The organism is Thermomicrobium sp. (assembly GCF_053493975.1).
On sequence record NZ_JBRBZA010000057.1, the window covers coordinates 1 to 24,422 of the forward strand.

Here is a 24,422-nt window from a genome sequence, read left to right on the forward strand (position 1 = left end):
GATTCGTCCTGGCCGGCCGCGTGCAGGATGATCGGCAACCGCACCGCGGCACCGATTGCCATGCGTTGCCGGTCCTGGCGGGCCGGTGGGTCAGGCACCGCCTGACCCCTACAGAACGGGGCTGCCACCTTCCGTGGCGCACCATCGCCTCACCGGGGCTGCACCGCGCCACGTTCGTAGGGGCGAGGCGGTGCCTCGCCCGCCCGCGCCGCCAGGCGCGGGGAATGCACGGCACACGCCAGTCGGCGGCGAATGCATCGGCACAGCGGACGGCAACGATGCGGTCTACCGGCCCGGGCGGGCCGGACGGGTCAGGCACCGCCTGACCCCTACAGGGTGGCGGGGTCGCGCCGGATCGCGACGGGGCGGCGCTCGAGCGCGGCTGCGGCACCCCGCGATCGGGACGACGCGCGGCCTCCCCCACGGCCGGGTTCGACGCTCGCCCGTCCGGCGCGCTACGATGATGCCCGGCGACGCGCGGGGGAGACGGGAAACGTGCGCGAACTCGACCTTTCGGTCGTCATCGTCAGCTGGAACGTCCGCGAACTGCTCGCGGCCTGCCTGGACAGTCTGGCCGCCGACCTGGCGCACAGCCAGCTCGCCGGCGAGGTGATCGTCGTCGACAACGGCTCGCGCGACGGGACGGTCGACCTGCTGCGCGCGCGCTACCCCTGGGTGCGCCCGATCCCGCTCGCCGAGAACCGCGGCTTCGCGGCAGGCAACAACGTCGGCATCGCCGCGAGCCGCGGACGGGCCATCCTCTTGCTCAATCCGGACACCGAAGTGCGGCCGGGTGCGCTCGCTTGGCTCTGGCGCGCCCTCTGGGCAGCCCCGCACGTCGGACTGGTCGGCGCGCGCCTGCTCAACCCCGATGGGTCGCTGCAATCGGCCGGCTACCGGTTCCCCGGTTACGTCCAGAACCTGCTCGACTTCTTCCCGGTGCACCCGCGCCTCGTCGGCTCGCGCCTGAACGGGCGGTTCGGCCCCGGCGACGGGCTCACGCCCTTCGCGATCGATCATCCGCTCGGCGCCTGCATGCTCGTGCGCCGCGCGGTCGTCGAGCAGGTCGGCGGCCTGGACGAGGGGTACCGGTACTACAGCGAGGAGATCGATTGGTGCCGGCGCATCCGGGCCGCCGGCTGGACGATCCTCACCGCACCAGCTGCCCTGGTGGTCCACCATGCTGGGGGAAGCACCCGGCAGGTCGCGCGGGAGAGCTTCCTCGAGCTGCACCGGAGCCGCGCCCGCTACTTCGGCCGCTGGCACGGCCCAGCCTTCGTGCGCCGCCTGGCCCGTTTGGCCGAGCTCGCGGCTGCCTGGAGCACCCTCCGCGCGCGCCTGACCCGCCGACCCGACCTGGTCGAGCGGGCGCGCCGCTGGCGCGAGGTCGCCGCGATCTATCGGAACGCTGCCGCCTGCCATGAGTCGACCTGAGCCCTTGCCGCTGGCCGTCGTCGTCCTCACGCTGAACGAGGAGCGCCACCTCCCCGACTGCCTGGCGAGCGTGCGCGACCTCGGGCGCCAGCTCCTGGTCGTCGATTCCGGCTCGACCGACCGGACGGTCGAGCTCGCGCGCGCCGCCGGTGCCGAGGTGGTGACCCACCGCTTCGTCGACTTTCCCTCCCAGCGGAACGCGGCGCTGGAGCTGGTGCGCGAACCGTGGGTCCTCTTCGTCGATGCCGACGAGCGGGTGAGCCCCGAGCTGGCGGAGGAGATCCGGGCCGCGCTCGCCCAGGTCGACGAGCGCGTCGCTGGGTTCTGGATCCCCACCCAGAATTGGATGTGGGGGAAGTGGATCCGAGGCGGCGGCTGGTGGCCGGACGAGCACCTGCGGCTGTTGCGCGTCGGGCGCGCCCGCTATCGTCCCGAGATCGCGGTCCACGAGGTGGTGGAGCTCGCCGGGGACGCGCGGCATCTCCGCGCCCCGCTCGTCCACCTGAACTACGAGTCGCGCGGCGAGTTCGTGCGCAAGCAGCTCCGCTACGCGCGGTTGGCCGCCCGCTCGCTCGTGCGCCAGGGGAAGCGGCCGCGCCGGCGGACGTTCCTCGGCCAGCCGCTGCGCGAGTTCTGGCGCCGCTTCGTCGCGCTGCGCGGCTACCGCGACGGGTTGGACGGGCTGTTCCTGGCCGGGACGCTCGCCGGGGCGACGCTGGTGACCTGGCTGCTCGTCGCGCGGGAGCTCCGCCGCCAGGCGCAGCGCCGGGTCGAGCGGGTGCCCGACCTGGCGGAGCCGCCCACGCTCGACGTCTCCGTCGTGATCGTCAGCTACCGGAGCCGCGCGCTGCTCGGCGCCTGCCTGGATTCGGTGCGCGCTAGCCTCGAAGCGAGCGGGCTGGCCGGCGAGGTGATCGTGGTCGAGAACGGCTCATCGGACGGGACAGCGGAGCTGGTGCGCGAGCGCTATCCCTGGGTACGCCTCGTCGCCGAGGCGGAGAACCGCGGCTTCGCTGCCGCCGCCAACCGCGGCCTGCGGCTGGCCCGCGGCCGGGTCGTCGTGTTGCTCAACCCGGATACGCGCGTCGTCGGCGACGCGCTCGGCCGCCTGGTCCGCTTCCTGGAGCGACATCCGACGGTGGGGGTGGTCGGCCCGCGCCTGCGTTATCCCGATGGCCGGACCCAGCCGTCGCGCCGGCGGTTCCCCACGCTCCTCACCGGGTTTTTGGAAAGCACGCTCGTCCAGGACTACTGGCGGTCCAACCGCGTGCTCGCCCGCTATTACGTGGCCGACCGCAGCGACGACGAGCGCCAGGAGGTCGATTGGCTGGTCGGGGCCTGCCTGGCTATCCGGCGCGAAGCGCTCCGCTCGGTCGGCCTCTTGGACGAGCGATTCTTCCTCTACTCGGAGGAGGTCGAGTGGTTCTGGCGGCTGCGGCGGGCCGGTTGGCGCGTCGTCTACCTGCCGGATGCCGAGGTCGTCCACGTCGAGGGCGGGTCGAGCGAGCCGGAATCGGCCTTCCGCCAGATCGCCTTCGATACGGCCAAAGTGCAGCTCTACCGCCGGCTCCATGGGCCGCTGGCCGCCGAGCTGCTGCGGGCGTTTCTCCTGGCGACCTACCTGGTGCGCCTGGCGCGCGAGAGCGCCAAGTGGCTGCTCGGGCACAAGCGGTCGCTGCGCTGGCGGCGGATGGTCCGCGACTGGCACGCGCTCCGCTCGCTGCTGCGGCCAGCGGTCGTCCGGTCGTGGGCGACCCGTCGCTGAGCGGTCCGCCATGGCCGGGCAGGTGCTGTTCGTCACCGGTGAGTATCCCCCGCTGCGCGGCGGTGTCGGCGCCTACACGCAGCGGCTCGGCGCGGCGCTCGGCGCGCTGGGCTGGTCGGTCGCGGTGGCGACCGGTCCGCTCCCGCACCGGGCGGACGAGGGCCCCCCGGTCCGCGAGGAGCTCCCCGATTGGAGCCTCCGGTCGCTGGTCCGGTTCCGGCGTCGCCTGTGGGAACGCGAGCCGCCGCGCCTGCTGCATCTGCAGTATCAGGCCGGGGCCTTCGCGCTGCGGGGAGCCCCGCTCCTGCTCCCGCTGCTGGCCCGGCCGTTGCCGGTCGTGACCACCTTCCACGATCTCCGCGTCCCCTATCTTTTCCCGAAGGCCGGCCCGCTGCGCCAGCTGGCGCTGCGCCTGCTGGCGCGCACGAGCATGGCCGTCGTGGTGACGAATCCGGAGGACGAATCGGTCCTCCGCCGCTGGGGCGTGGCGAGCGCCCGGCTCTGGCGCATCCCGATCGGCTCCAACCTGCCGGCACCGCGGGACCCCCTGGCCGTCCGTCAGCGGCTCGGTCTGCCCCCCGAGCAGCCGCTGCTCGTCTTCTTCGGCTTCCGGCAACCGGAGAAAGGACTGGCGACGCTGCTGGCCGCGCTGGCCCGCCTGCCGGAACCCCGGCCGCCCTTGGTCCTCGTGGGAGGCGAGCGGCCGGACACGGAGGGACGTCGAGCGAGCGCTCCCTCCAGCGCTGCGCCGGTCCAGGCGCTCCCGGTGCGCGACCTCGGCTATCGCCCCGCCCAGGAGGTGGCCGACCTTTTGGCGGCAGCCGATCTCGTCGTTCTCCCCTTCCGGCAGGGTGCCTCGCTGCGCAACGGTACGCTGATCGCTGCGCTCGCCTGCGGTGCCGCCGTCGTGACGACCGCACCGCCCGATCCGGCGCGGCTGCGGCCGCTCCGCGACGGTGAGCACCTCCGGCTCGTCCCACCCGGCGATCCGATCGCCCTCGCGACGACGCTCGCCGAGCTCTCGGCCGATCCGGCCCGACGGGAGCACCTGCGGGCCGGGGCGCGCGCCATCGCCCCGGTCTTCGCCTGGGAACGGATCGCCGCGCGCCACGACCAGCTCTACCGGCTCGTCCTCGCGCGGTCATCGTCGGCGAGACGGTGAAGAACACGCGGTACACTTGTGTTCTGCAGCGCGTCTCGACCGCTGCGCGCGAACGCGTGCCGACCAGGAGGAACGACCGTGCGGTACTTCCTGAAGACCGAGCGTGGTCAGCCAGCGCGGGAACTGGACGAGGCGACCGGGCAGCAGATCCTCCACCGCGGGCGCCACGAGGGACGACGAGTCGTCGAACTGTTCGTCCTCCACCCCGACGGGCGGATCGACCGCTACCAGGAGCGCGCGCGGCGCAAGCTGGGCAGCAACGCCATCGTCAGCCGCACCTGGCTGGTGGAGACCTACCACCCCGAGCGCCCCGGCCACTGGAGCGACGACCGCTATGTCCCCTCCCCCGAAGAAGCACTGGCCGAGACGGACCCGGCTCCCGAGGCCGTCGTGCTGGTGCTGCTGGGCGCGGAAGAGGACGACGAACCGGTGCTCGCCCAACTGGCTGCCCTGCAGGCGCAACGCTCCTGAGCGCGCGACGAGGCAGTGGTGACCGGGTCGCGGCCGGAACGAGCGTCCGAGCGAGCGCACGGCCGAACGCGCTCGCTGCGGCCGTTCCGCGCCGTCCGTTACGACCTCGAACGGGTCGGCGACCTGGCCGCGGTGCTCGGCCCGCCCGACGACGTGCCGACGGCCGAGCAGGCGGCCGCCCTGGCTGCGCGCCACCCCTACCACTGCTTGCATCTCGAGGTCCCCGATGCCGATGGGTACTCGTTCCAGCGCGCCGCCACCCAGTATCGAGCCTGGCGCGCGCTGGGGATCCTGGCGCGCGACGCGGAGCCCGCCTGTTACGTCTACGCGCACCGCTTCCGGCTGGACGGGCAAATCGCCACGCGCCTCGGCGTCTTCCTGGCGGCCTCGCTCGCCCCCGATGCCACCGCGCGGCTGTTGCCGCACGAGGGGACGAACCGGGAGCTGGTGGAGCGACGGTTGCGCCAACTCGCCGCCGTCCGCGCCCACGCCGGGGCCGTCTACGCCGTGTGGGCCGGCGACGGGACCTTGCGGCAGGCGCTCGAGGCCAGCATCGCGGGCGACGCGCCGCTGTGGGAGCAGGCGAGCGGCGCCGAGCAACAGGCGCTGTGGCGGGTGACGGGTCCAGCCGCCGAGGAACTCGCGGCGCTGGCCGCCAGCCGGCCGTTGGTCATCGCCGATGGGCATCACCGCTTCGCAGCCGCCCTCCGTTACGCCCGCGACCTGCAGGTCGCCGGTGCACTCGACCATCCCGCTGCCTGGGTGCCGGTCCACGTGGTCGATGCGGCCGATCCGGCGCTCGCTGTGCGGGCGATCCACCGGCTGGTCCGCTGGCTGCCCGGCGACTGGGAGACGCTGCGCGCCCATCTGGCGCGCCATGCGCGGATCGTCGCGGTACGCGCGGCCCCCTCGCCGGCGGAAGCGGCCGCGCTCGCCGCCCAGCTCGCGCAGGCGCCACAGCCGCGCGTCCTGCTCCTCCAGGAGCGCCAGCTCCTCGAGCTGGTCCTACCGACAATGCCCGACGACGAACCTGATGCCGTCCTGGTCGATACCCTCCTGCTCCGGCACGTCTGTGGACTGGAGGAAAAGACGATCGAGCAGGTGGTCGACTATACGCCCGATGCGCACGCCGCCGCCCAGGCCGTGCGGGACGGACGGGCGCTCCTGGCGGTCCTGGTGCGCCCTACCCCGCTGGCGACCGTGCTGGCCTGGGCGCAGGCTGGCCGGCTCTTCCCGCCCAAGACGACGTACTTCTTCCCGAAGCTCCCGCAAGGGCTGATCTTCTACGACCTCGCCGACCCGGCGACGCTCGGCTGACCGCGCCGCGCGCTGGATGCCGGCGACAGTCGGCACCGTCCAGCGTCGGCGGCTCGGCGCGGTTCCGACCCTGGCGGGCCGGACGGGTCAGGCACCGCCTGACCCCTACAGGACGGGGCAGACCACCCGACCGTCGCCCGCGTGTGCCGCACTCGGGATGCGCCGGCGAACCGGTGTAGGGGCGAGGCGCGGCCTCGCCCGCCGCGCCGCCGGCGCGGCACGATCAGCGGCGGGCCAAGACGACGCTGGCAAGGCTCAGGACCGCGACCGCGATGCCGACGACGACCATGCTGGTCACCATCGCCGGGACGGCAGTCTCGCCGCTCACGAAGGGGGCGACAGCGATCCACAGACCGATCGGCACGTTGGCCAGTCCCACCCAGCGGAGCCCTGGCGAAAGCGCCAGTTCGGCGATGGCGAACATGACGATACAACCGCCGAAGAAGGTGGCGCTCAGCCGCGTCACGTCGTAGAGCCAGGCGTCCGGAATCACGTAAGGCGAGGCGGCCAACCACAGGCCGAGGACCATCACCAGGGCTGCCGCATAGTCCCAGAGGGCGGACGACCGGCGCTGTGCGGTTGCCATCGCGTGCTGCTCCTCTCCCGCTCCATCGACTTGTCGCCACAGCGCATCCTGCGCTCCCGGCGCGATTGTAGCCGAGCGTGCCGGGCGAGCAAACCGCCCCGGGGCCGCGACCCCGGGGCGGCTGCGCGCCGTCGCGTCAGTTGGTCACCTCGATCGTCGCCGTATCGAGCAGGACGTCGAGACCGCTCTCCAAGACGCCGGTCGCACCGTAGTCGAGGTAGCACGCGACCGTGTAGGTGTTACCGGCGTTCCCATCGACCAGGATCAGGTTCGCCGTCGCCACGTTGTTCGCGCCGCTGGTGGTCACGGCAGCCGTGCCGGACGTGCCCGCCGTCGGCTGACCGCTCCAGCGCGCGGTCGCACCACCCGTGCTGGTGAAGCGGAGCAGGAGCGGGACACCGGTCGGCGCGTTCGGGTCGAGGTCGCAGCTGACTTGGGCCGTCTTCGTGGCTGTGCCGGCGAGGTCTCCCTCGGCCACTTGGTACGTGCCCGGACCGCCCGTCAACCCGCTGATCGAGAGGGTGCCGCTCAGGCTGCTCACCCACCTCACCTGGCTCGTATCGGCCGGCTCGCTCGCGTCCTGTTCGCCGTTACCGTTCAGGTCCCACCAGGCGGTGACCGTGTTGGTCCGGTCGGCCGTGCCGTTGGTGAAGGTGAAGGACGCGCGCCCGTCGCTGTCCGTCGCGGCCACGCCGCTCGTCGGATCGGGGGTTCCCTCGCTGCTCACCCGGAAGCGGATGGTACGGCCCTCGAGCCGGGTGTCGCCCGCCGTCAGTGTCGCCACCAACGTGGCCGACTGATTGATGACCGCGAGCGTCACGGTCGGCTCGAGACGCAGCGCGAAGTTCCCGAGGGTCAGCGCCGGATGACGGGTCGGGGCGAGGACGAAGACGCCCGAGCCGTCACCCGCGACCTGGTAGTTGACCAGGTTGGAGATGCCGACGAGGAAGCCGGTACCGCTCCCGGCGCCGTCAGTCACGCCGACGAGGGCCGTGCCGGTGAAGGTGCGGGGCACGCTGGCGAAGGTCGTGCCGAAATCGCTGGGATAGGGATAGATGACCGCGTAGCCGCCGGCCGGGACGGCGACGAGCACCGGGTTCTCGTTCGTTCCCACCTGGCTGGGAGCGACCGGCGCGCCGTTGGCGCTCAGGATCAGCACGTTGGCCAGTTGCTGGCGACCGGTGGGATTGAAGAGCGTGAACCCGCTCGTGTCACCCTGCCCGGTAGCGTCACCGACCTGGAAGAGCGGCAGGGCCAGGCTGTGGGTGAACCAGGCCCGGCCAGTGACCTGTCCGGCCGTGCGCGCCTGCGTCTCGGCAGCCGACCGGCTCTGCTTGCTGCCCGCGACGTCCGGCGCAGCGGGCGCGATGTAGCTCATCGCCTGCCCCTGGCCCGGACCAGCCAGATACTTGACCTCGTCCACCGCGGCCGCGAACGGGCGTTGCCCGCTGATGACCACCGCGTTGACCCGTGCCGGATCGAGGCTCGGGGCGGCGCTGATGTCCGGACGATAGATGAAGGCGCTCTCCCCCGGCTGGAGCGTGATCGTGGAGAGTTCGGGCGGCACCACCTGGGCGATGCCGTTGCGGTCGTAATAGGTCAGCGTCAGCGTGTTGGTGTTGGACGGATCCAGGTTCACCAGCGTGATCCCGGTATTCCAGTTGTTGTACTCGCGGAAGACGATCGGGGCATAGCGCGTGCTCGCGCTCGTGCGCGGCACTCCCTCGTTCGTCAAGAGCATGCGCCAGGACGGCTTGTACCGCTCGGCGACCACCGCCACACCAGCCAGCTGGGCATCGACGAAGGCGGCACCGACCCATTCGGGCGGCACGACGCTGCCGAGATCCAGCGTCCACGTCTCGCCCGCCGCCAGCGTCTGGGTGAGCGTATAGCTCGCGTTCCCGGCGATGACGCCCCGCGCGCGCCCGAGCGTCACCGTGACCTGGTTCTGCTGGTTGCGCAGGTTGGCGATCTTGAGGACCGTGTTCCAACCGGAGTTGGTCTGGACGACCGGGAGGACCCAGTTGCGCCCCTGGTTCGCCGCGTCCCAGTCGTCGTCGCGCGTCCCGGTCGCGCCGGAAACGAACTGGAAGGCGCTCGAACTCCGCAGGTCGTTGCCGAGCGCGCTCGGCCCAGCATGCTTGGCGACGACGCTGATCGCCGGGTTGCAGGCGAGCGTGCAGATCCCCAGCTCGCTCAGGATGGAGCGGCTCGTGTCGGGGAACTCGGCCTCGATCACCAGCCCCGCGCTCCCACCGGTCGGCACCAGACCGAGTCCGGCGAGCTCGGCCGCCGTGAACGTGCGAGTGGCCCGCGGTGCCAACGTGTAAGGGCCGCGGCTCGTCCCACCGATCCGCTGGTTGCGCAGGCGGATCTGGATCGGGAGCGCCTCCAGATTCTGCACGACGACGGTGCTCCAGAGCGGACCGAAGCCGCCGGGCAACGTCTCGGCGTTGTAGACGGCTGCCAGCGTGACGCGCGCCTGCTGCTCGCTGAGCGGCGCAGCCGCTCGCGCGCCCGGCAGGAGCGCTGCGAGGCTGCTGGCTGCGAGCGCCAGTGCCAGAAGGACGCGCCAGAGCCGCGACGGTCGTCGTCCGGTCTGCATGGTGAACCCCCTTTCCGTGCGTCCGACCGTTTCGGCGAGGAGGAGTGTACCGGAGACTGCCCTGGTCGAGCAGGCTCCGCCTCCGGCAAACACCGGAGCGACCAGGGTCGCTGACGCGCCGGTGCTTCCGACCCTCCAATGAGAAGACGCGGGAAGGGGTCGAGTGGTTTCAGGAAGGGACGCGAGGCGCGACACAGAGAAGCGGGCGATGCCGGTGGGGGGCGGCACCGCCCGAACGTGAGGAGGAGTACGGGGCTGCGCGAGGTATGCGTCATTCGTTTCCGTCGGGAACGATACGCGCTCTGCAGCCGGCGTGTGTGGCGATCCTGTTGCATTCAGTGCCGTTGCAGCGGCAGCGCGAAGCCGACGATCGCGCCGCCTCCCGGCGGACTCTCCGCCCACACCCGTCCACCGTGCAACTGGACGAGGTGCTTGACGATCGCCAGCCCCAGCCCGCTGCCGCCCCCGCTCCGCGCCCGGTCTCCCTTGAAGAACCGCTCGAAGACCCGATCGAGCTCGTCGGCAGGGATCCCTGGCCCGGTGTCGCGGACGCGAACGATGGCTTCCCGCGCATCGGCGGTGATCTCGACCGTGATCCGCCCCCCCGCCGGCGTGAATTTGAGCGCGTTGTCCAGGAGGTTGGCCAGCACTTGGCCGATCCGCTCCGGATCGCAGGCGACCGGCGGAAGATCCGGCGCGGCCTGCTGGGTGAGCGCGATCCCTTTGCTGGCGGCCCGCGGCTCGAAGCGGCGGAGCGTCGCGCGGGCCAGCTCGGCGAGATCGGTCGGGACACGCGCGAGCTGCAGCTGGCCGCTCTCGGCCTTGGTCAGTTCCAAGAGCTGGTTCACCAGGCGCGTCATGTGCTCCACCTCGACGGCGATGCGTCGCAAGAAGTCCTCGGCGACCGCCTGGTCAGCCAACGCTCCGTCCAGGAGCGTTTCCACCAAGGCCTGCAGAGCCGCCAGCGGCGTCCGCAGGTCGTGCGAGACGTTGGCGACGAAGTCGCGACGGATCGTCTCCGTGCGGCGGAGCTCGGTGATGTCCCGCAGGACGAGCGTCACCAGCGGGCGATCGGCACCCTGGAGGACGGAAACCTGGGCCTGGACGCTCCGGCGCGGTCGACCGAGCTCGACGAAGCGTCCGGTCGTCGGCGCCGCGCCAGCCAACGCGCTGGCGACCATCTCGTTGAGCTCGTAGTCGCGCAGGACTTCCGCATAGGAGCGCCCCAGCGCCTCGCTCCGGCCGCCAGGGAGGAGCTCGCGCGCAGCCCGGTTCAGGCTCACCACTTGTCCATCCGGAGCGACGAGGACCACACCATCGCTCAGGTGATCGAAGAGAGCAGCCAGCTGGCTCTGCCGGGCCGAAGCCCCTTCCAGCTCGCGCTCCAGGAAGCGGAGCGCATCGTCGAGCAGGAACCGCAAGCTCTCCAACGACTGCCCGTCGAGGAGCGGTCGCTGGAGCGGGCCGACCGTCGGATGCTCGCGACGGAGCTGGGCGAGCACCCGGCTCAGCTCGGTGCCCGACCGGTGACGCTGCCAGAGCAGCGCGACGAGCGCACCGGCAGCGAAGGCGAGAACGGTGGCCAGGAAGAGCGTGAGCATCGCTGGCTACCCTCGAGCGGAGCGTACCGAGCGCACAGGCGGAAATCGTGACGGAGCGATGACCATCAGCGGCGTGTCGCTTGTGGCGAGCGCACCGTCAAGCGATAGCCGATGCCCCGAACCGTCTCGATCAGCCGCGGATGGCGCGGATCGTCCTCGAGCTTTTCCCGCAGCCCATGCACGTGCACGGCCAGCGTGCGGAAGTCACCGAACGTCTCGTAGCCCCAGACCGCCCGGAGCAGTTCCTCGGAGCGGCAGACGCGCTCCCGGTGCCGGGCCAGGTAGGCGAGCAAGTCGAACTCGCGCGGCTTGAGCGCGACCACGCGCCCATCGCGCCAGACCCGCCGCTGCTCGAGATCGATCCGCAGCGGACCGATCTCCAGGATCGCGGGCGACGAGCCGGCCGCCAGTTCGCGGGCCAAAAGCTCGCGGCGCCGGAGGAGCGCCTTGACGCGGGCGATCAGTTCGCGCATCGAGAACGGCTTGGTGAGGTAGTCGTCGGCACCCAGCTCCAGTCCGAGGACGCGGTCGACCTCGCCGTCGCGAGCCGTCAGGATGAGGATCGGCACGGTGCTCCGCTCGCGCAGCAGGCGGCAGACTTGGAAGCCGTCGAGACCCGGCAGCATGATGTCCAGAATGACCAAGTCGGGACGGGCGCAGGCTGCCTGCTCGAGCGCCGCTCGACCATCGTCGACCGCGATGACCGTATGCTCCTCCCGCTCGAGGTTGTAACGGATCGTCGCTCGCAGTGTGTCGTCGTCTTCGACGAGCAGGATGGTCGCCACATCCCCCTCCTGATCGAGAAGTGTACCAAGGTTCGGGCACGATCCGGCATCGACGTGGCGACCGGGCGGCTGGTAGGATTCGGCACACGTTCGGGAGGCGCGGGGTGGACGAGCGCGCAGCTTGGCTCGGCTTCCATGCGGTGGAAGGAATCAGTCTCCGACGACTCGAGCGCGTGATCGCGCACACTGGGAGCGCGCTCGCCGCGTGGCAAGCACCGGAAGCGGAGCTGCGCACCCTCGGCCTGCCGGACGGCCCGCTGGCACGGCTGGTCGCGGCGCGACGAGCCGGGCTGCCCGAGAAGATCCTCGCCCAGGCCCGACAGGCAGGTGCGCGCGTCATCGTCTATCCGGACGAGGACTATCCCCCGCTCCTGCGGGAGATCGCCAGCCCGCCGCTGGCGCTCTTCCTGCGGGGCACCCTTCCGCCGGCCGATGCTCCGGCCGTCGCTCTCGTCGGGACGCGCCAGGCCTCGCCGTACGGAATCCAAGTCGCCGCGACGTTCGCGACTGCGTTGGCCGAGGCAGGCGTGACGGTGGTGAGCGGGCTCGCCCGCGGCATCGATCGGGTCGCGCACGAAGCGGCGCTCGAGGCAGGCGGCCAGACCATCGCGGTCCTCGGGACCGGGATCGACGTCGTCTATCCGCCGGAGCACCGCGCGCTCGCCCTGCGCATCGCCGAGCAGGGAGCACTGGTGACCGAGTTCCTGCCGGGAACGCCGCCTTATGCCGGAAACTTTCCCGTGCGCAACCGGATCATCAGCGGGCTCTCCGCGGGTGTCGTGGTGATCGAAGCGCCGGAGCGGAGCGGTGCCCTGATCACGGCCAGCTTCGCACTCGACCAGAACCGATCGGTCTACGCCGTCCCCGGTCCGATCTTTTCGCCGGGCACTGCTGGCATCCTGCGCTTGCTTCGCGAGGGCGCGACACCGGTCGGCTCGGCTCGAGAGATCCTGGAAGACCTGCAACTCGCGGTGCGCCAACTGCCGCTGCCGGCCGCACCAGTGGTCCCCGAGCGTGCTCGGCCGGTCGTCGCCGCACTGGGGCCCGAGCCGAAGCACATCGACGAGCTGGCTGCTGAACTGGGCATGGGCATCGCGCAGCTGAGCGCGCTGCTCCTGGAGCTCCAGCTCGAGGGGATCGTGACGCATCTCGGGGCCCAGCACTATGCGCTGGCTTCTCCCGTGCTGGCGAGAGGAGGCAGGCGATGATGTGGGCAGTCATCCCGGCTGGTGGGAGCGGCACGCGGCTGTGGCCAGCCAGCCGGCGCAACCGACCCAAGTTCCTTCTGCCGATCCCAGGACCAGCCTCGATGCTGCGCGCGACCTGGGAGCGGGTTCGGCCGCTCGTCGCACCGCACCACTGTTTCGTGGTGACGGGGGCAGCGCATGTCGCGGCCGTGCACGGCGAGCTGCCGGAGCTGGCCGCCGAGCAGATCATCGCTGAGCCAGCGCCGCGCGGCACGGGTCCAGCGATCGGCTTGGCTGCCTTCCTGATCGCCCGGCGCGCTCCTAGTGCCCTCATGGGCTCCTTCGCGGCCGATCATTACGTGGCCGATCCGGAAGGGTTCCGGCGGGCTGTCCGCGCCGGCCTGCGCGCTGCCAGCGAAGGATATCTGGTGACGATCGGGATCCCGGCGCGGTACCCGGAGACTGGGTACGGCTATATCCGCCTGGGAGAGCCGCTCCTCGTGGCCGAGGGACTGACCGTCCATCGCGTCCGACAGTTCAAGGAGAAGCCGGATCGTGCCACTGCTGAGCAGTACGTCCGCTCCGGGGAATACTGTTGGAATGCGAGCATGTTCCTCTGGCGCGTCGACGTCTTTCTCGATGCCTTGCGGCGCTTGCTGCCGGAGGTCTATGCGCCGCTCGCGGCGATCGCGGCCGGTTGGGACGCGCCGGAGGGACAACAGTCTTTGCAGGAGCATTGGCCGCGGATTCCGGAGATCACGATCGACCACGGTATCATGGAGCGCGCTGATCAGGTAGCAGTCGTTCCGGCCGAGTTCGGGTGGGCTGATCTCGGGGATTGGCACGGTCTGGCCCAGCTCCTCGCCGATGATGCCGACGAGTCGGTCGTTCTCGGTTGCGAGCATCTCGGGCTCGACACGCGTGCTACGCTCATCTATGGCGGCCGTCGGATGGTGGTGACGCTCGGGGTAGAGAACCTCGTGGTCGTCGATACCGACGACGTCCTGCTCGTCGCCCATCGCTCCCGCGCCCAAGAGGTGCGGGAGATCGTGCGACGACTCGAGCAGCTCGGCCGGCAGGACCTGCTCTGATCTGGTGCCGAGCGCCGGGCCTGCCGAAAATCGGTAGAGGGGGACGATGGCAGCGAAGACGACGAAAAAGACGAAGACGAAGAAGACGACAGCGGCCACGAGCGAGACGACAGCGAGGAAGACGACGCGCGGCACCAGTCGTGCCGATGGTGAAGCGTTGGTCATCGTCGAGTCGCCAGCCAAGGCGCGGACGATCGGTCGTTTCCTCGGACCAGGGTATGCCGTGAAGGCATCGATGGGGCACGTGCGCGACTTGCCGAAGAGCAAGCTCGGGGTCGACGTCGCGCACGACTTCCAACCGACCTACACGGTCCTCAAGGAGAAGCTGCCGGTCGTCAAGGACCTCAAGGAGAGCGTGCAACGGGCGCGCGAGGTGATCCTGGCGACCGATCCGGACCGGGAGGGCGAGGCGATCGCCTGGCATCTGATCGAGGCGACGCAGGCCCACGACAAGCCGATGCGGAGGATCGTCTTCCACGAGATCACCGAGGAGGCGATCCGGGAAGCGCTCGCCCATCCGCGCGGCATCGATATGCGGTTGGTCAATGCCCAGCAGGCCCGGCGCGTGCTCGATCGACTGGTCGGGTACGAGATCAGTCCGCTCCTCTGGCGCAAGGTCAAGAGCGGTCTCTCCGCGGGGCGCGTCCAATCGGTCGCCTTGCGTTTGGTCGTGGACCGCGAGCGGGAGATTCAGGCCTTCGTCCCCCAGGAATACTGGACGATCGAGGTCGATCTCGCCCCGCTCGGGAACGGTGCGCAGGAACCGGTCCCCTTCGCCGCAGCCTTGGTCCGGGTGCGGGGCGAGAAGCCGGACCTGCCGAACGAGGAAGCGGCGCGCGCGGTCGCCCGCGAACTCGAAGCCGCGCAGTACTGGGTGGTTTCGGTCAAGGAGCGGCAGAAGCAGCGTCGTCCCGCGCCACCCTTCACCACCAGCACGCTGCAGCAGGAGGCCGGGCGCAAGTTGCGCTTCCCGGTGAGCCTGACCATGCAGTTGGCCCAGCAACTGTACGAGGGAGTGGAACTCGGGCCCGAGGGCAGTGTCGGCCTCATCACCTACATGCGGACCGACTCGACGCAGGTAGCCGCATCAGCGCAGCAACGGGCCCGCGAGGTGATCGCAGCCCGGTGGGGAGCCGACTTCCTGCCCGAGCGCCCACCGGTGTATGCCAAGAAGGCGAAAGGGGCACAGGAGGCGCACGAAGCGATCCGGCCGACTGACCCGGCGCGCGATCCGGAGTCGGTACGCCCGTATCTCACGCCGCGCCAGTACCAGCTCTACCGGCTCATTTGGGAGCGGTTCATCGCGAGCCAGATGGCACCGGCGATCTACGACACCGTGACGGTCGAGATCGCAGCCGGGCCGATGGTCGGTGCCGATGCTCCGTATCTCCTGCGGGCAACGGGCTCGGTCGTCCGCTTCCCGGGGTTCCTCGTCGTCTACCGGGAGGAGCGCGACGAGGACGAGGTCGACGAACTGGACCAGCGGCCGCTTCCACCACTCGCCAGTGGCCAGGTCTTGCGCCTGCTCGCCGTCCGGCCGGAGCAGCACTTCACCCAGCCGCCGCCCCGCTACAGCGAGGCGACGCTGGTCAAGACACTGGAGGAACTGGGGATCGGTCGGCCGAGCACCTACGCGCCGACGATCGAAACGCTCAAGCAGCGCCGCTACGTCGTCGTCGAGGATCGCAAGCTGGTCCCCACCGAACTCGGTATGCTGGTAACCGATCTCCTCGTCCAACATTTCCCGGACGTGGTCGATGTCGGCTTCACCTCCCGCTTGGAAGAGGAACTCGACGAGATCGCCGCGGGAGAGCGCGACTGGGTTCCAGTCGTCCGGGAGTTCTACGAGCCGTTCCACCGCCAGGTAGAGAAAGCCGAGCAGACCATCGAGCGGATCCGGCTCGCGGACCAGCCGAGCGGCGAACTCTGCGAACTCTGCGGCCGACCGATGGTGATCAAGGAGAGCCGGTTCGGCCGGTTCCTCGCCTGCTCCGGCTTCCCGGAATGCAAGAACAAGCGTCCGCTCCTGGAGAAAGTCGGCGTGCGCTGCCCGCACTGCGGAGAGGGCGAGATCGTCGTCCGGCGGAGCCGGAAGGGCCGGACCTTCTATGGCTGCAGCCGCTATCCCGACTGCGATTTCGCCAGCTGGGAGCGGCCGACTGGGGAACGGTGCCCGCAGTGCGGGGGCGTGCTGGTGGTGAGCGTGCGGCGAGGCCAGGAAAGCGTACGCTGCTCGTCGTGCAGCTACCGGCCAGCTGAGGAGACGGCACCGGTCGAAGCCTGATCCGAGGGTATACTTGAATGGTCGACGGCCACCCCGGCCGCAGGAGGGAGCGAGCGTGCGCGAGAGCGCGGTGCGGCACGGAACGACCATCCTGGGTGTTCTCCGGGATGGCCGGGTCGCGATCGCCGGAGACGGCCAGGTGACGGCTGGCGACGTGGTGCTCAAGCAGCGCGCCCGCAAGATCCGCGCGCTCGCCGGGGGTAAGGTACTGGCCGGCTTCGCCGGTGCGGTCGCTGATGCCCTGACCTTGTTCGAGAAATTCGAGCAGCATCTGCGGACCACCGATGGTGACTTGCGCCGTGCCGCGGTCGAGCTGGCCAAGGAGTGGCGGACCGATCGCTACTTGCGACGACTGGAGGCCCAGCTTCTGGTCGCCGATCCCCGCCAGCTCTTGATGATCTCCGGGGACGGAGACGTCATCGAGCCGGACGACGGCGTCGCCGCGATCGGCACGGGAGGACCCTACGCAGCGGCGGCGGCTCGCGCGCTCCTGCGCCATACCCGCATGAGTGCAGCGGAGATCGCTCGCGCCGCGATGGAGGTGGCCGCCGATCTCTGTGTCTATACCAATCACGCGGTGACGATCCTCACCGCACCACCCGAGCATGGTGAAGATGAGCACACGCATGACGACGAGCGTCCGTCCTGAACGCGGTACCATACCCCTCACTCCAGCCGAGATCGTCGCTGAGCTCGATCGGTACATCGTCGGGCAAGAGGAGGCCAAGCGGGCCGTCGCCATCGCGATTCGGAACCGCTGGCGCTGGCAGCAACTGCCCGCGGAAGTCCGGCGCGACATCGTCCCGAAGAACATCTTGATGATCGGTCCGACCGGCGTCGGAAAGACGGAAATCGCTCGGCGCGTCGCGCAACTCGTCGATGCACCGTTCGTGAAGGTCGAGGCGACCAAGTTCACCGAGGTCGGCTATGTCGGCCGCGACGTCGAGTCGATCGTCCGTGAACTGGTCGAAGTGAGCATCAGTTCGCTGCACGGCGAGCGACTCGAGGCGGTCCGCGAGGAAGCATCCCGCGCCGCATTGCAGCGGCTGGTCGATATCCTGGTCGAGCAGCGCGAGCGCCGGCGGGCCAAGCGACAGGGGTCGGAAGCGGAGGCCGAGTCGGACGAAGAGGCGCCAGAGGAGCGACGAAAGCGCGAGCGGCGGATGGCCCGCGAGCGGCGTCGCCTGCTCGACTTGCTCTCCCGCGACGGCCTGGAAGACGAAACGATCGAGCTCGATCTGGAGAGCGAATTCGAGCTCTTCGTCACGCCGTATGCCGAGAACGGCGGTGTCGATCTGGACGAGTTCCAAGAAACGGTCGCCGATCTCCTGGAGTCGCTCCAGGCACGCCGGCGAACGCGGCGCGTTTCCGTGCGCGAGGCCCAGCGCATCCTGACCCAGCAAGAAGCGCAGCGGTTGGTCGACTTCGATGCGGTGGTCGAAGCGGCGATCAAGCGAGCCGAGGAGAGCGGGATCGTCTTCATCGACGAGATCGACAAGTTGATCACCAAAGACGGAGAATACGGTCCCGACGTCTCCGGGGAGGGAGTGCAACGCGACCTCTTGCCGATCGTCGAGGGCTCGGTCGTGATGACGCGCTACGGACCAGTGCGCACCGACCACATCTTGTTCATCGCCGCCGGTGCCTTCCACAATGCCAGCCCCTCCGATCTCATTCCGGAGCTGCAGGGGCGCTTTCCGATCCGCGTCGAGCTGCAGCGCTTGACCGAGGACGATCTCTATCGCATCCTCACCGTGCCGGAGAATGCGCTGACCCGGCAGTACCGCGAACTCCTGCGGGTCGAGGGGGTCGAGCTGGCGTTCACCGAAGATGGCCTGCGCGAGGTGGCACGGCTCGCTGCACTGGTGAACAGCCGGGCAGAAGATATCGGAGCGCGGCGGCTGGCGACGATCATGGAAAAAGTCGTCGAGGAGATCAGTTTCCGCGCGCCGGACCTTGCCGGACAGACGGTCCACATCGATGCCGACTACGTGCGCCAGCGCGTCGGGACCATCGTGGCGGACGAGGATCTGAGCAAGTTCATCCTGTGAAGCGAGCGGAGGAGCGGGATGGACGAACCCCGAGCGATCCGCCGGCTGTCGATCCTCATACCGGTCTACAACGAAGCGCGCACGATCGGCGAGGTCCTCCGCCGCGTCCGTGCGGTCGAACTCCCATACGAGCGCGAGCTCGTCGTCGTGGACGATGGCTCGACCGACGGCACACGCGAGTACTTGAAGGAAGAAGCGAGTCGCGCGCGCGATCTGGTCTTGATCCTGCACCCGGTCAATCGCGGCAAGGGTGCAGCGATCCGGTCAGCGCTCGAGGCAGCGACCGGAGACGTGCTCATCGTTCAGGATGCCGACCTGGAGTACGACCCGCGCGATTATCCGCGGCTCTTGCGCCCCATCGCGGAGGGACGGGCACAGGTCGTCTACGGGTCGCGCTTTTTGGGCGAGCACAAGGCGATGTACTTCTGGCACTGGGTCGGCAACCTTTTCCTCACCTTCGTCGCCAACCTGCTGTACGATACGACGCTGACCGACATGGAGACGGGCTATAAAGTCTTCACCGCCGAGGTCGCGCGTCAGCTTCGGCTGCGCAGCGATCGCTGGGGATTCGATCCCGAGATCACCGCTCAGATCCTCCGGCGCGGCTACCGGATCTATGAAGTACCCATTTCCTACAACGGCCGCGAGTATTGGGAAGGAAAGAAGATCACCTGGCGCGACAGCCTGACGGTCCTTGCGACCTTGTTGCGATACCGCTTCTTCGATCCGACTCCTCGGTAGGTGCGGGATGGACGCTGTCCTCGCGGTCGACTTCGGAGCGACCAACCTGCGTGCCGCGCTCGTCCGGCGCGACGGCACGCTGGCTTTCCACCGCCAGACCGCGACCGGGGCGCGCGATGGCGTCGTCGCGGTCGTCGAGCGGATCGTGCGGTTGGTCGACGAAGTCGCGGCGGATGCTGGCGTCGATCGCGCGGTCCCGGTCGGCGTCGTGGCACCCGGGCCGCTCGAGCCAGCGACCGGCGTCGTGCTCTTCGCCCCCAACTTGGTCGGTTGGCAACGCGTCCCGCTCCGCCAGATGTTGGAAGAACGACTCGGGCGCCGGGTGATCTTGGGAAACGATGGCAACGGGGCAGCACTCGGAGAGGCGCTCTTCGGTGCCGCCAAGGGATGTCGGCACCTCGTGCATCTGATGCTGGGCACCGGCGTCGGGGGCGGCGTGATCGCCCATGGTCAGCTGATCGAAGGGGTGCGCGGGCTCGGCACCGAAGTCGGGCACCTGCCGGTCGATCCGACCGGGCCGCGCTGCCATTGCGGCGGGGTGGGCTGCGTCGAGGCATACATCGGCGGTTGGGCACTGGCCCGCGACGGCGAGACCCTGCGCAACTCCGGGCGTTCCGAGCTTCTGCGGGAACTGGCGGGGGATGGCCCGGTGACTGCCGCCCATGTGGTGGAAGCGGCGCGAGCCGGCGACGCAGGGGCACGAGCGATCCTGGAGCAGGCCGCCCGGGCACTGGCCGTCGGGCTGGCTGGTCTGGTCAACGTGTTCGATCCCGAGATGATCGTCATCGGTGGCGGCGTTGCTCGCGCCGGGGAGCTTCTGATCGACCCGTTGCGGCGTTGGTTGCCGGTCTATGCGATTCACTACATCGTGGAGCATACCGAGCTGCGGCTCTCGGCCCTCGGTGACGATACCGGGCTCTACGGTGCGGCTGCCCGCGCCTTCCTCGCTGGCGAGCAGGCGGGAGCCGAGATTCGCTTGCCCTGATCCGTAAGGGAGCCGCCGTGTGGGCGGACGAACCAGCCTCGACCGAGCCCTTCGGCTCTCTCTGACGCGCCGGCGACTGCTGTGGCTTTCCTACGGGTCGCTCTTGGCTGCGTGCCGCCGGAACCAGGCCACGCCCCCGACGACCGTGACCGCCAGCGACGCGACACCGCTCCCCTCGCCGACACCGCCGCAGCGACCGCTCACCCCCACGCCCATGCCCACTCTCGTAACAGTCGTCCCGACGCCCAGTCCGCGACCGACGCCGACACCAGCAGCGGCGCGGATCTTCGTGCGACTGCGTCTCGACGAGCCGAAGAGCCACGACTTCAATGCGGATGCCGCTTGCGGCGGCGAGCCGGAGCTCTTCGCCGGCCTGGTTCGCCTGGCATCCGATTACAGCGTCCAACCGGACTGGGCAGCCGCCTGGGAGGTCTCGGCGGACGGAACACGCTATGTCTTCTCTTTGCGTTCCAACCGCAGTGGGTGGTCGAACGGTGATCCCGTGCGGGCGAGCGACTTCGTCTGGTCGTGGCAGCGCATGCTCGATCCAGCCCGCCCAGCACCCCAGGCGTCCCTCCTGGACCTCGTCGGGAACGGGAAGGCCGTCCGCGAGGGCCGATTCCCCCCAGAACAGCTCGCCGTCCGCGCCTTGGACGAGTGGACGCTCGAAGTGGAGCTCGAGCGCCCAGCCGGTTACTTCCTCTGGATCCTCGGGACACCGGGGTTGCTCCCGGCCCATCGGCCATCGGTCGAGCGGTGGGGAGCACGGTGGACCGAAGCGGGACGTTGCGTCTCCAACGGCCCGTTTTTCCTGGCGAGCTGGGAGCCAGGATCCGGCTATACCGTCAATGCGAATCCTCACTACTGGAACCGACCGAGTCTGGACAGTTGCACGGTCACGATCGCGGCGTCGACCGATCCACTCCTCCCCTTCTATCGGGGGCAGGTCGACTTCGCAGCTGTGCCGCATGAGGAGCTGCCTCGCGTGACCGGCGAAGAAGCGCTCTTGAAGCGCGTGGAGCGGAGCATCCTGCCGGAGACCTGGTTTCTCGTCATCCAGCCGGATGGTGCCCCTTTGGATGACCCGGAGTTGCGTCGCGCCCTCAGTCGCGCGATCGATCGGGACCGGTTGCGTCAGCTCCTCTACGGTGCGGTCGAGCCAGCGAGTTCGCTCGTGCCGCCCGGAATCCCGGGGAACGTGCGAGACGACAGTGTGACCGAAGCACATCGTTTCGCACCGCTCGAGGCCTTCCTCGCCTGGCAACGGGTGCGGGCGAGCGATCCGCGCCCGCTGCGCCTCACCGCGCCAGCCGAATGCTCCCCGGACGAGGAAACGATCCTGCAGGACGTCGCGCTGCAGCTCACGAGCAACTTGGGAGTGCCAGTCGAACTCGTTCGGTTGGCTGCTCGCGAGTGGGAGCGAGCTGTCGAAGAGGGAACGTTCGAGCTGCTGTGGTGGCGGTGGTCGCTACCCTTCCCCGACGCCGCTGCCGTCTACGAATGGCTGTTGAGCAGCGAGCGGCGTAGACTGCGTGGACTGCGCTGGCGGAGCGACGCACTGGATCGCTTGCTGGCGCTCGCTCGCGGCGAAACCGTGCTCACCCGCCGACTGGGCGCGTACCGGCAGTGCGAACGGCTCGCGCAAGAGGAGTTCGTCCTGTTGCCGATCTGTCATCCCGTCGCGACCTATCTCGTGCAGCCCTGGGTCGTGACGCTTCCGCGCACGCCGACCGGGGAACTGCTCGGGCCGGATGGATCGTTCAGCCGCTTTCTGAGTGCCGTTGCCCTGAGCAGCCGGGGCAGCTAGCGACGAGTCCTCGTGTGCTTCGCGGTCGAGCCGCAACCGGTTTCATCCGCGATCCGATCGGCTGCAGCGGGGAGCGGCCGAGTCACTGGACAGGGCGCGAGCGTGTGCTACGATGACCGGCGGTCCTGCGCCGAGTGGGGAGCACACGTGTCCGTCGTCAGACGAGTGACCGGGGGCGAGGAGGGAACGATGAGCGGGACACATCCCCGTTATCTTTGGTGGAATGGCCAGCAGGTACGCTGGGAAGAGGCGACAGTCCACGTGACGGAACTCGGCTGGTCGACGGTCGGTGCCGTGTTCGAGGGGATTCGCGCCTACTGGAATCCCGAAACTGGCGAAGCGTACGTCTTCCGGTTGCGCGAGCATCTGGAGCGGTTGCTGCGCTCGATGCGCCTGGTACGCCTGGCACCGCGCTGGAGTATCGGGGAACTCACCGAGGCGATCCTGCAGCTTCTCCGCGACAACGAGTGCCGCGAGGACACGTACATCCAGCCGGTTGCCTACCGGGCAGCTGGACCGAAGACGCTGAGCGGCTTCGCGGAAGAGGCCGGGCTGTACATCGCCACGCGCCCGATGCCGTCGCACCTCCTGTCTGGCAAGGTCGTACGCGCCAAGGTGAGTTCCTGGCGTCGCATCAGCGACGACGTCATGCCGCCACGCGTCAAGAACATCTCGAACTATCGCAATGGCCAGCTGGCTGCGATGGAAGCACAACTGGACGGTTACGACCAAGCGATCCTTCTCAACCTGCAGGGGAAGGTAGCGGAAGCACCGGGTGCCTGCCTCATGCTCGTCCGCGACGGGAAACTCGTCACACCGGACATCACCCAGAGCATCCTGGAGAGCATCACCCGCGATACGCTGCTGCGGCTGGCACGCGACGAACTCGGTCTTGCCGTCGAGGAACGGCCGGTCGACCGGACGGAACTCTATGTCGCTGACGAGGTCTTCCTCTGCGGAACAGCGGCAGAAATCACCCCGATCGGCGAGATCGACCGGTACCCGATCGGCGACGGTCACCCAGGCCCGGTCACGCGTGCGCTGGAGCGGCTCTACCACGATATCGTGCGCGGGATCGATCCGCGCCGCGCCGAGTGGCGGACGCCGGTCGGGCTCGCAGCGACCGTGGGTACACGCCCAGGTGACGATTGAGCGCGAACCGCGCTCACTTCACGTCGATCGCTCGAACCATCCCTCGTCGCGCATCCGGAGCACGGCACGCTCGAAAGCCTCGATCGTCCGGTCGATGTCCTCCGGCGTGTGGGCAACGCTCAAGAGACCCCCACCGTGGAAGAGATCGACCCCTTCGTTCACCATGGCCTGGTACAGTGTCGTGGCGAGCGCTGGCGACATCCCGGTCTTCAGGACGATCGGCGAGACCCCCTCGGGCATGCGGATGTCCTCGCCATGCTGGTTCGTGCAGGTGTGGCCGAGCGCGATGTGAAACACCGAGCTTTCACCCCACACGAAGCCGGGGATCCCGTGAGTGACCAGGACACGGTTCATCCCGCGACGCAAGCGTGCCGCCATGGCATCGGCATGACGCTGCACAGCCGGGTCGGCGACGAGCTGCAAACAGGCACAACCGGCGGCAGCGGACAAGGGGTTGGCATTGAACGTTCCCGGATGCGCCACGCGCCGGCGATTCCACTCCGGATCGTCGCGGAATTCGAGAAGCGCCATGATGTCCGCTCGCCCACCGACTGCCCCGCCGGGGAGTCCACCAGCGACGATCTTGGCCATCGTCGTGAGATCGGGTCGGATACCGAGCAGTCCCTGCACGCCGCCGGGCGACCAGCGGAAACCAGTGATCACTTCGTCGAAGATGAGCAGCGTTCCCGTCCGCTCCGTGACGGCGCGCAGGCGATGCAGAAAGCCCTCGGGCAAGGGGATGGCGGCCCACGAGGCACCGCTTGGTTCCAGGATCACCGCTGCGATATCCCCTTCCGCCAGGCGGCGCTCCACGAAGTCGAGGTCATTCACCGGGGCCACGACGACCGATTCGAGGACAGCACGAGGTACTCCAGGGATCGACTGCGCATCGAACGGCGGCTTTTCGCCGGGGAGCGCATAGTCCTGCCACCCATGGAAGTGACCAGCGAACTTGAGGATCTTTTCGCGGCCGGTATAGGCCCGGGCGAGTCGCATGGCGAGCAAAGTGGCTTCCGTTCCGGAGGCGGTGAACTTCACCCGCTCACAGGAAGGCTTGAGCTCGCGGATTCGTTCCGCCCATTCGAGTTCGAGATCGTGCCCGGCACCGTAGTGTGTGCCGCGCCGGATTTGCACCTGGACTGCCTCGACGATCTGCGGGTGGGCATGACCGAGGAGCAGCGCTCCATGGCCCATCGTGTAGTCGATCAACTCGTTGCCATCGACGTCCCACTTGTGTGCGCCACTGGCCCGCTCCACGTACAGGGGGAACGGTTTCTGGTACCGCACGTCGTGGGTGACACCGCTCGGAAAGTCCCGCAAGGCACGTTCGTACCGCGCCTGCGAGGTCGGGTGCTTGGCGCGATACTCTTCTTCGATCGTCAGCGTTCGTCGGGCCAT

19 protein-coding genes are annotated in these 24,422 nt (G+C 69.3%); 14 read left to right on the forward strand and 5 right to left on the reverse strand.

Going from position 1 to position 24,422, the window contains the following annotated elements; genetic code table 11:
* Positions 1–495 precede the first annotated feature (495 nt).
* The 5 genes from ACWIVK_RS09295 (at position 496) to ACWIVK_RS09315 (ending at position 6,149) form a co-directional block, all read left to right on the forward strand.
* Positions 496–1,434: a glycosyltransferase family 2 protein gene (locus ACWIVK_RS09295; protein ID WP_448576374.1), complete on the forward strand. Its 939-nt coding sequence runs from the start codon at positions 496–498 to the stop codon at positions 1,432–1,434.
* A complete protein-coding gene (locus ACWIVK_RS09300; protein ID WP_448576375.1) occupies positions 1,421–3,199 on the forward strand; it encodes a glycosyltransferase in 1,779 nt (592 codons plus the stop codon). Before ACWIVK_RS09295 ends, ACWIVK_RS09300 begins: the two co-directional genes overlap by 14 nt.
* A 10-nt stretch (positions 3,200–3,209) precedes the next feature.
* Positions 3,210–4,361 carry a glycosyltransferase family 4 protein gene (locus ACWIVK_RS09305; protein ID WP_448576376.1) on the forward strand — a complete coding sequence of 384 codons (1,152 nt, stop codon included), beginning with the start codon at positions 3,210–3,212 and terminating at the stop codon, positions 4,359–4,361.
* 78 nt (positions 4,362–4,439) lie between these two features.
* A complete protein-coding gene (locus tag ACWIVK_RS09310; RefSeq protein ID WP_448576377.1) occupies positions 4,440–4,832 on the forward strand; it encodes a hypothetical protein in 393 nt (130 codons plus the stop codon).
* 18 nt (positions 4,833–4,850) lie between these two features.
* Complete coding sequence (locus ACWIVK_RS09315) at positions 4,851–6,149, forward strand: DUF1015 family protein (protein ID WP_448576378.1); 1,299 nt, start codon at positions 4,851–4,853, stop codon at positions 6,147–6,149.
* Positions 6,150–6,372: 223 nt separating this feature from the next.
* On the opposite strand, the gene ACWIVK_RS09320 is transcribed toward ACWIVK_RS09315, so the two are convergent.
* The 4 genes from ACWIVK_RS09320 to ACWIVK_RS09335 form a co-directional block, all read right to left on the reverse strand.
* Positions 6,373–6,735: an SPW repeat domain-containing protein gene (locus ACWIVK_RS09320; protein ID WP_448576379.1), complete on the reverse strand. Its 363-nt coding sequence runs from the start codon at positions 6,733–6,735 to the stop codon at positions 6,373–6,375.
* Positions 6,736–6,871: 136 nt separating this feature from the next.
* A complete protein-coding gene (locus ACWIVK_RS09325; RefSeq protein WP_448576380.1) occupies positions 6,872–9,340 on the reverse strand; it encodes a hypothetical protein in 2,469 nt (822 codons plus the stop codon).
* A 335-nt stretch (positions 9,341–9,675) separates the two neighbouring features.
* Positions 9,676–10,941 carry a sensor histidine kinase gene (locus tag ACWIVK_RS09330; protein WP_448576381.1) on the reverse strand — a complete coding sequence of 422 codons (1,266 nt, stop codon included), beginning with the start codon at positions 10,939–10,941 and terminating at the stop codon, positions 9,676–9,678.
* Between the two features lie 65 nt (positions 10,942–11,006).
* Positions 11,007–11,726 carry a response regulator gene (locus ACWIVK_RS09335; protein ID WP_448576382.1) on the reverse strand — a complete coding sequence of 240 codons (720 nt, stop codon included), beginning with the start codon at positions 11,724–11,726 and terminating at the stop codon, positions 11,007–11,009.
* Positions 11,727–11,830: 104 nt separating this feature from the next.
* On the opposite strand from ACWIVK_RS09335, the gene dprA reads away from it, so the two are divergent.
* The 9 genes from dprA to ACWIVK_RS09380 all read left to right on the forward strand — a co-directional run bounded on the left by dprA (position 11,831) and on the right by ACWIVK_RS09380 (position 23,024).
* Positions 11,831–12,934 carry a DNA-processing protein DprA gene (gene dprA / locus ACWIVK_RS09340; RefSeq protein WP_448576384.1) on the forward strand — a complete coding sequence of 368 codons (1,104 nt, stop codon included), beginning with the start codon at positions 11,831–11,833 and terminating at the stop codon, positions 12,932–12,934.
* Complete coding sequence (locus tag ACWIVK_RS09345) at positions 12,931–14,004, forward strand: mannose-1-phosphate guanylyltransferase (RefSeq protein ID WP_448576385.1); 1,074 nt, start codon at positions 12,931–12,933, stop codon at positions 14,002–14,004. Before dprA ends, ACWIVK_RS09345 begins: the two co-directional genes overlap by 4 nt.
* Positions 14,005–14,050: 46 nt before the next feature.
* On the forward strand, positions 14,051–16,288 hold the full coding sequence (gene topA / locus ACWIVK_RS09350; RefSeq protein ID WP_448576386.1) for a type I DNA topoisomerase: 2,238 nt from the start codon (positions 14,051–14,053) through the stop codon (positions 16,286–16,288).
* 55 nt (positions 16,289–16,343) lie between these two features.
* Positions 16,344–16,937 (forward strand): ATP-dependent protease subunit HslV, encoded by a 594-nt coding sequence (gene hslV / locus ACWIVK_RS09355; protein WP_448576387.1) that lies wholly within the window; start codon positions 16,344–16,346, stop codon positions 16,935–16,937.
* Positions 16,915–18,339, forward strand: coding sequence for an ATP-dependent protease ATPase subunit HslU (gene hslU, locus ACWIVK_RS09360; RefSeq protein ID WP_448576388.1), 1,425 nt, complete (start codon positions 16,915–16,917; stop codon positions 18,337–18,339). Before hslV ends, hslU begins: the two co-directional genes overlap by 23 nt.
* Positions 18,340–18,357: 18 nt before the next feature.
* Positions 18,358–19,080: a glycosyltransferase family 2 protein gene (locus ACWIVK_RS09365; protein WP_448576389.1), complete on the forward strand. Its 723-nt coding sequence runs from the start codon at positions 18,358–18,360 to the stop codon at positions 19,078–19,080.
* A gap of 7 nt (positions 19,081–19,087) precedes the next feature.
* Positions 19,088–20,065 (forward strand): ROK family protein, encoded by a 978-nt coding sequence (locus tag ACWIVK_RS09370; protein WP_448576390.1) that lies wholly within the window; start codon positions 19,088–19,090, stop codon positions 20,063–20,065.
* A 19-nt stretch (positions 20,066–20,084) separates the two neighbouring features.
* A complete protein-coding gene (locus ACWIVK_RS09375) occupies positions 20,085–21,872 on the forward strand; it encodes a peptide ABC transporter substrate-binding protein (RefSeq protein ID WP_448576391.1) in 1,788 nt (595 codons plus the stop codon).
* A gap of 189 nt (positions 21,873–22,061) precedes the next feature.
* Complete coding sequence (locus ACWIVK_RS09380) at positions 22,062–23,024, forward strand: branched-chain amino acid transaminase (RefSeq protein ID WP_448576392.1); 963 nt, start codon at positions 22,062–22,064, stop codon at positions 23,022–23,024.
* Positions 23,025–23,042: 18 nt separating this feature from the next.
* Here ACWIVK_RS09380 and ACWIVK_RS09385 read toward each other — a convergent pair whose 3' ends face one another.
* On the reverse strand, positions 23,043–24,422 hold the full coding sequence (locus ACWIVK_RS09385; protein WP_448576393.1) for an aspartate aminotransferase family protein: 1,380 nt from the start codon (positions 24,420–24,422) through the stop codon (positions 23,043–23,045).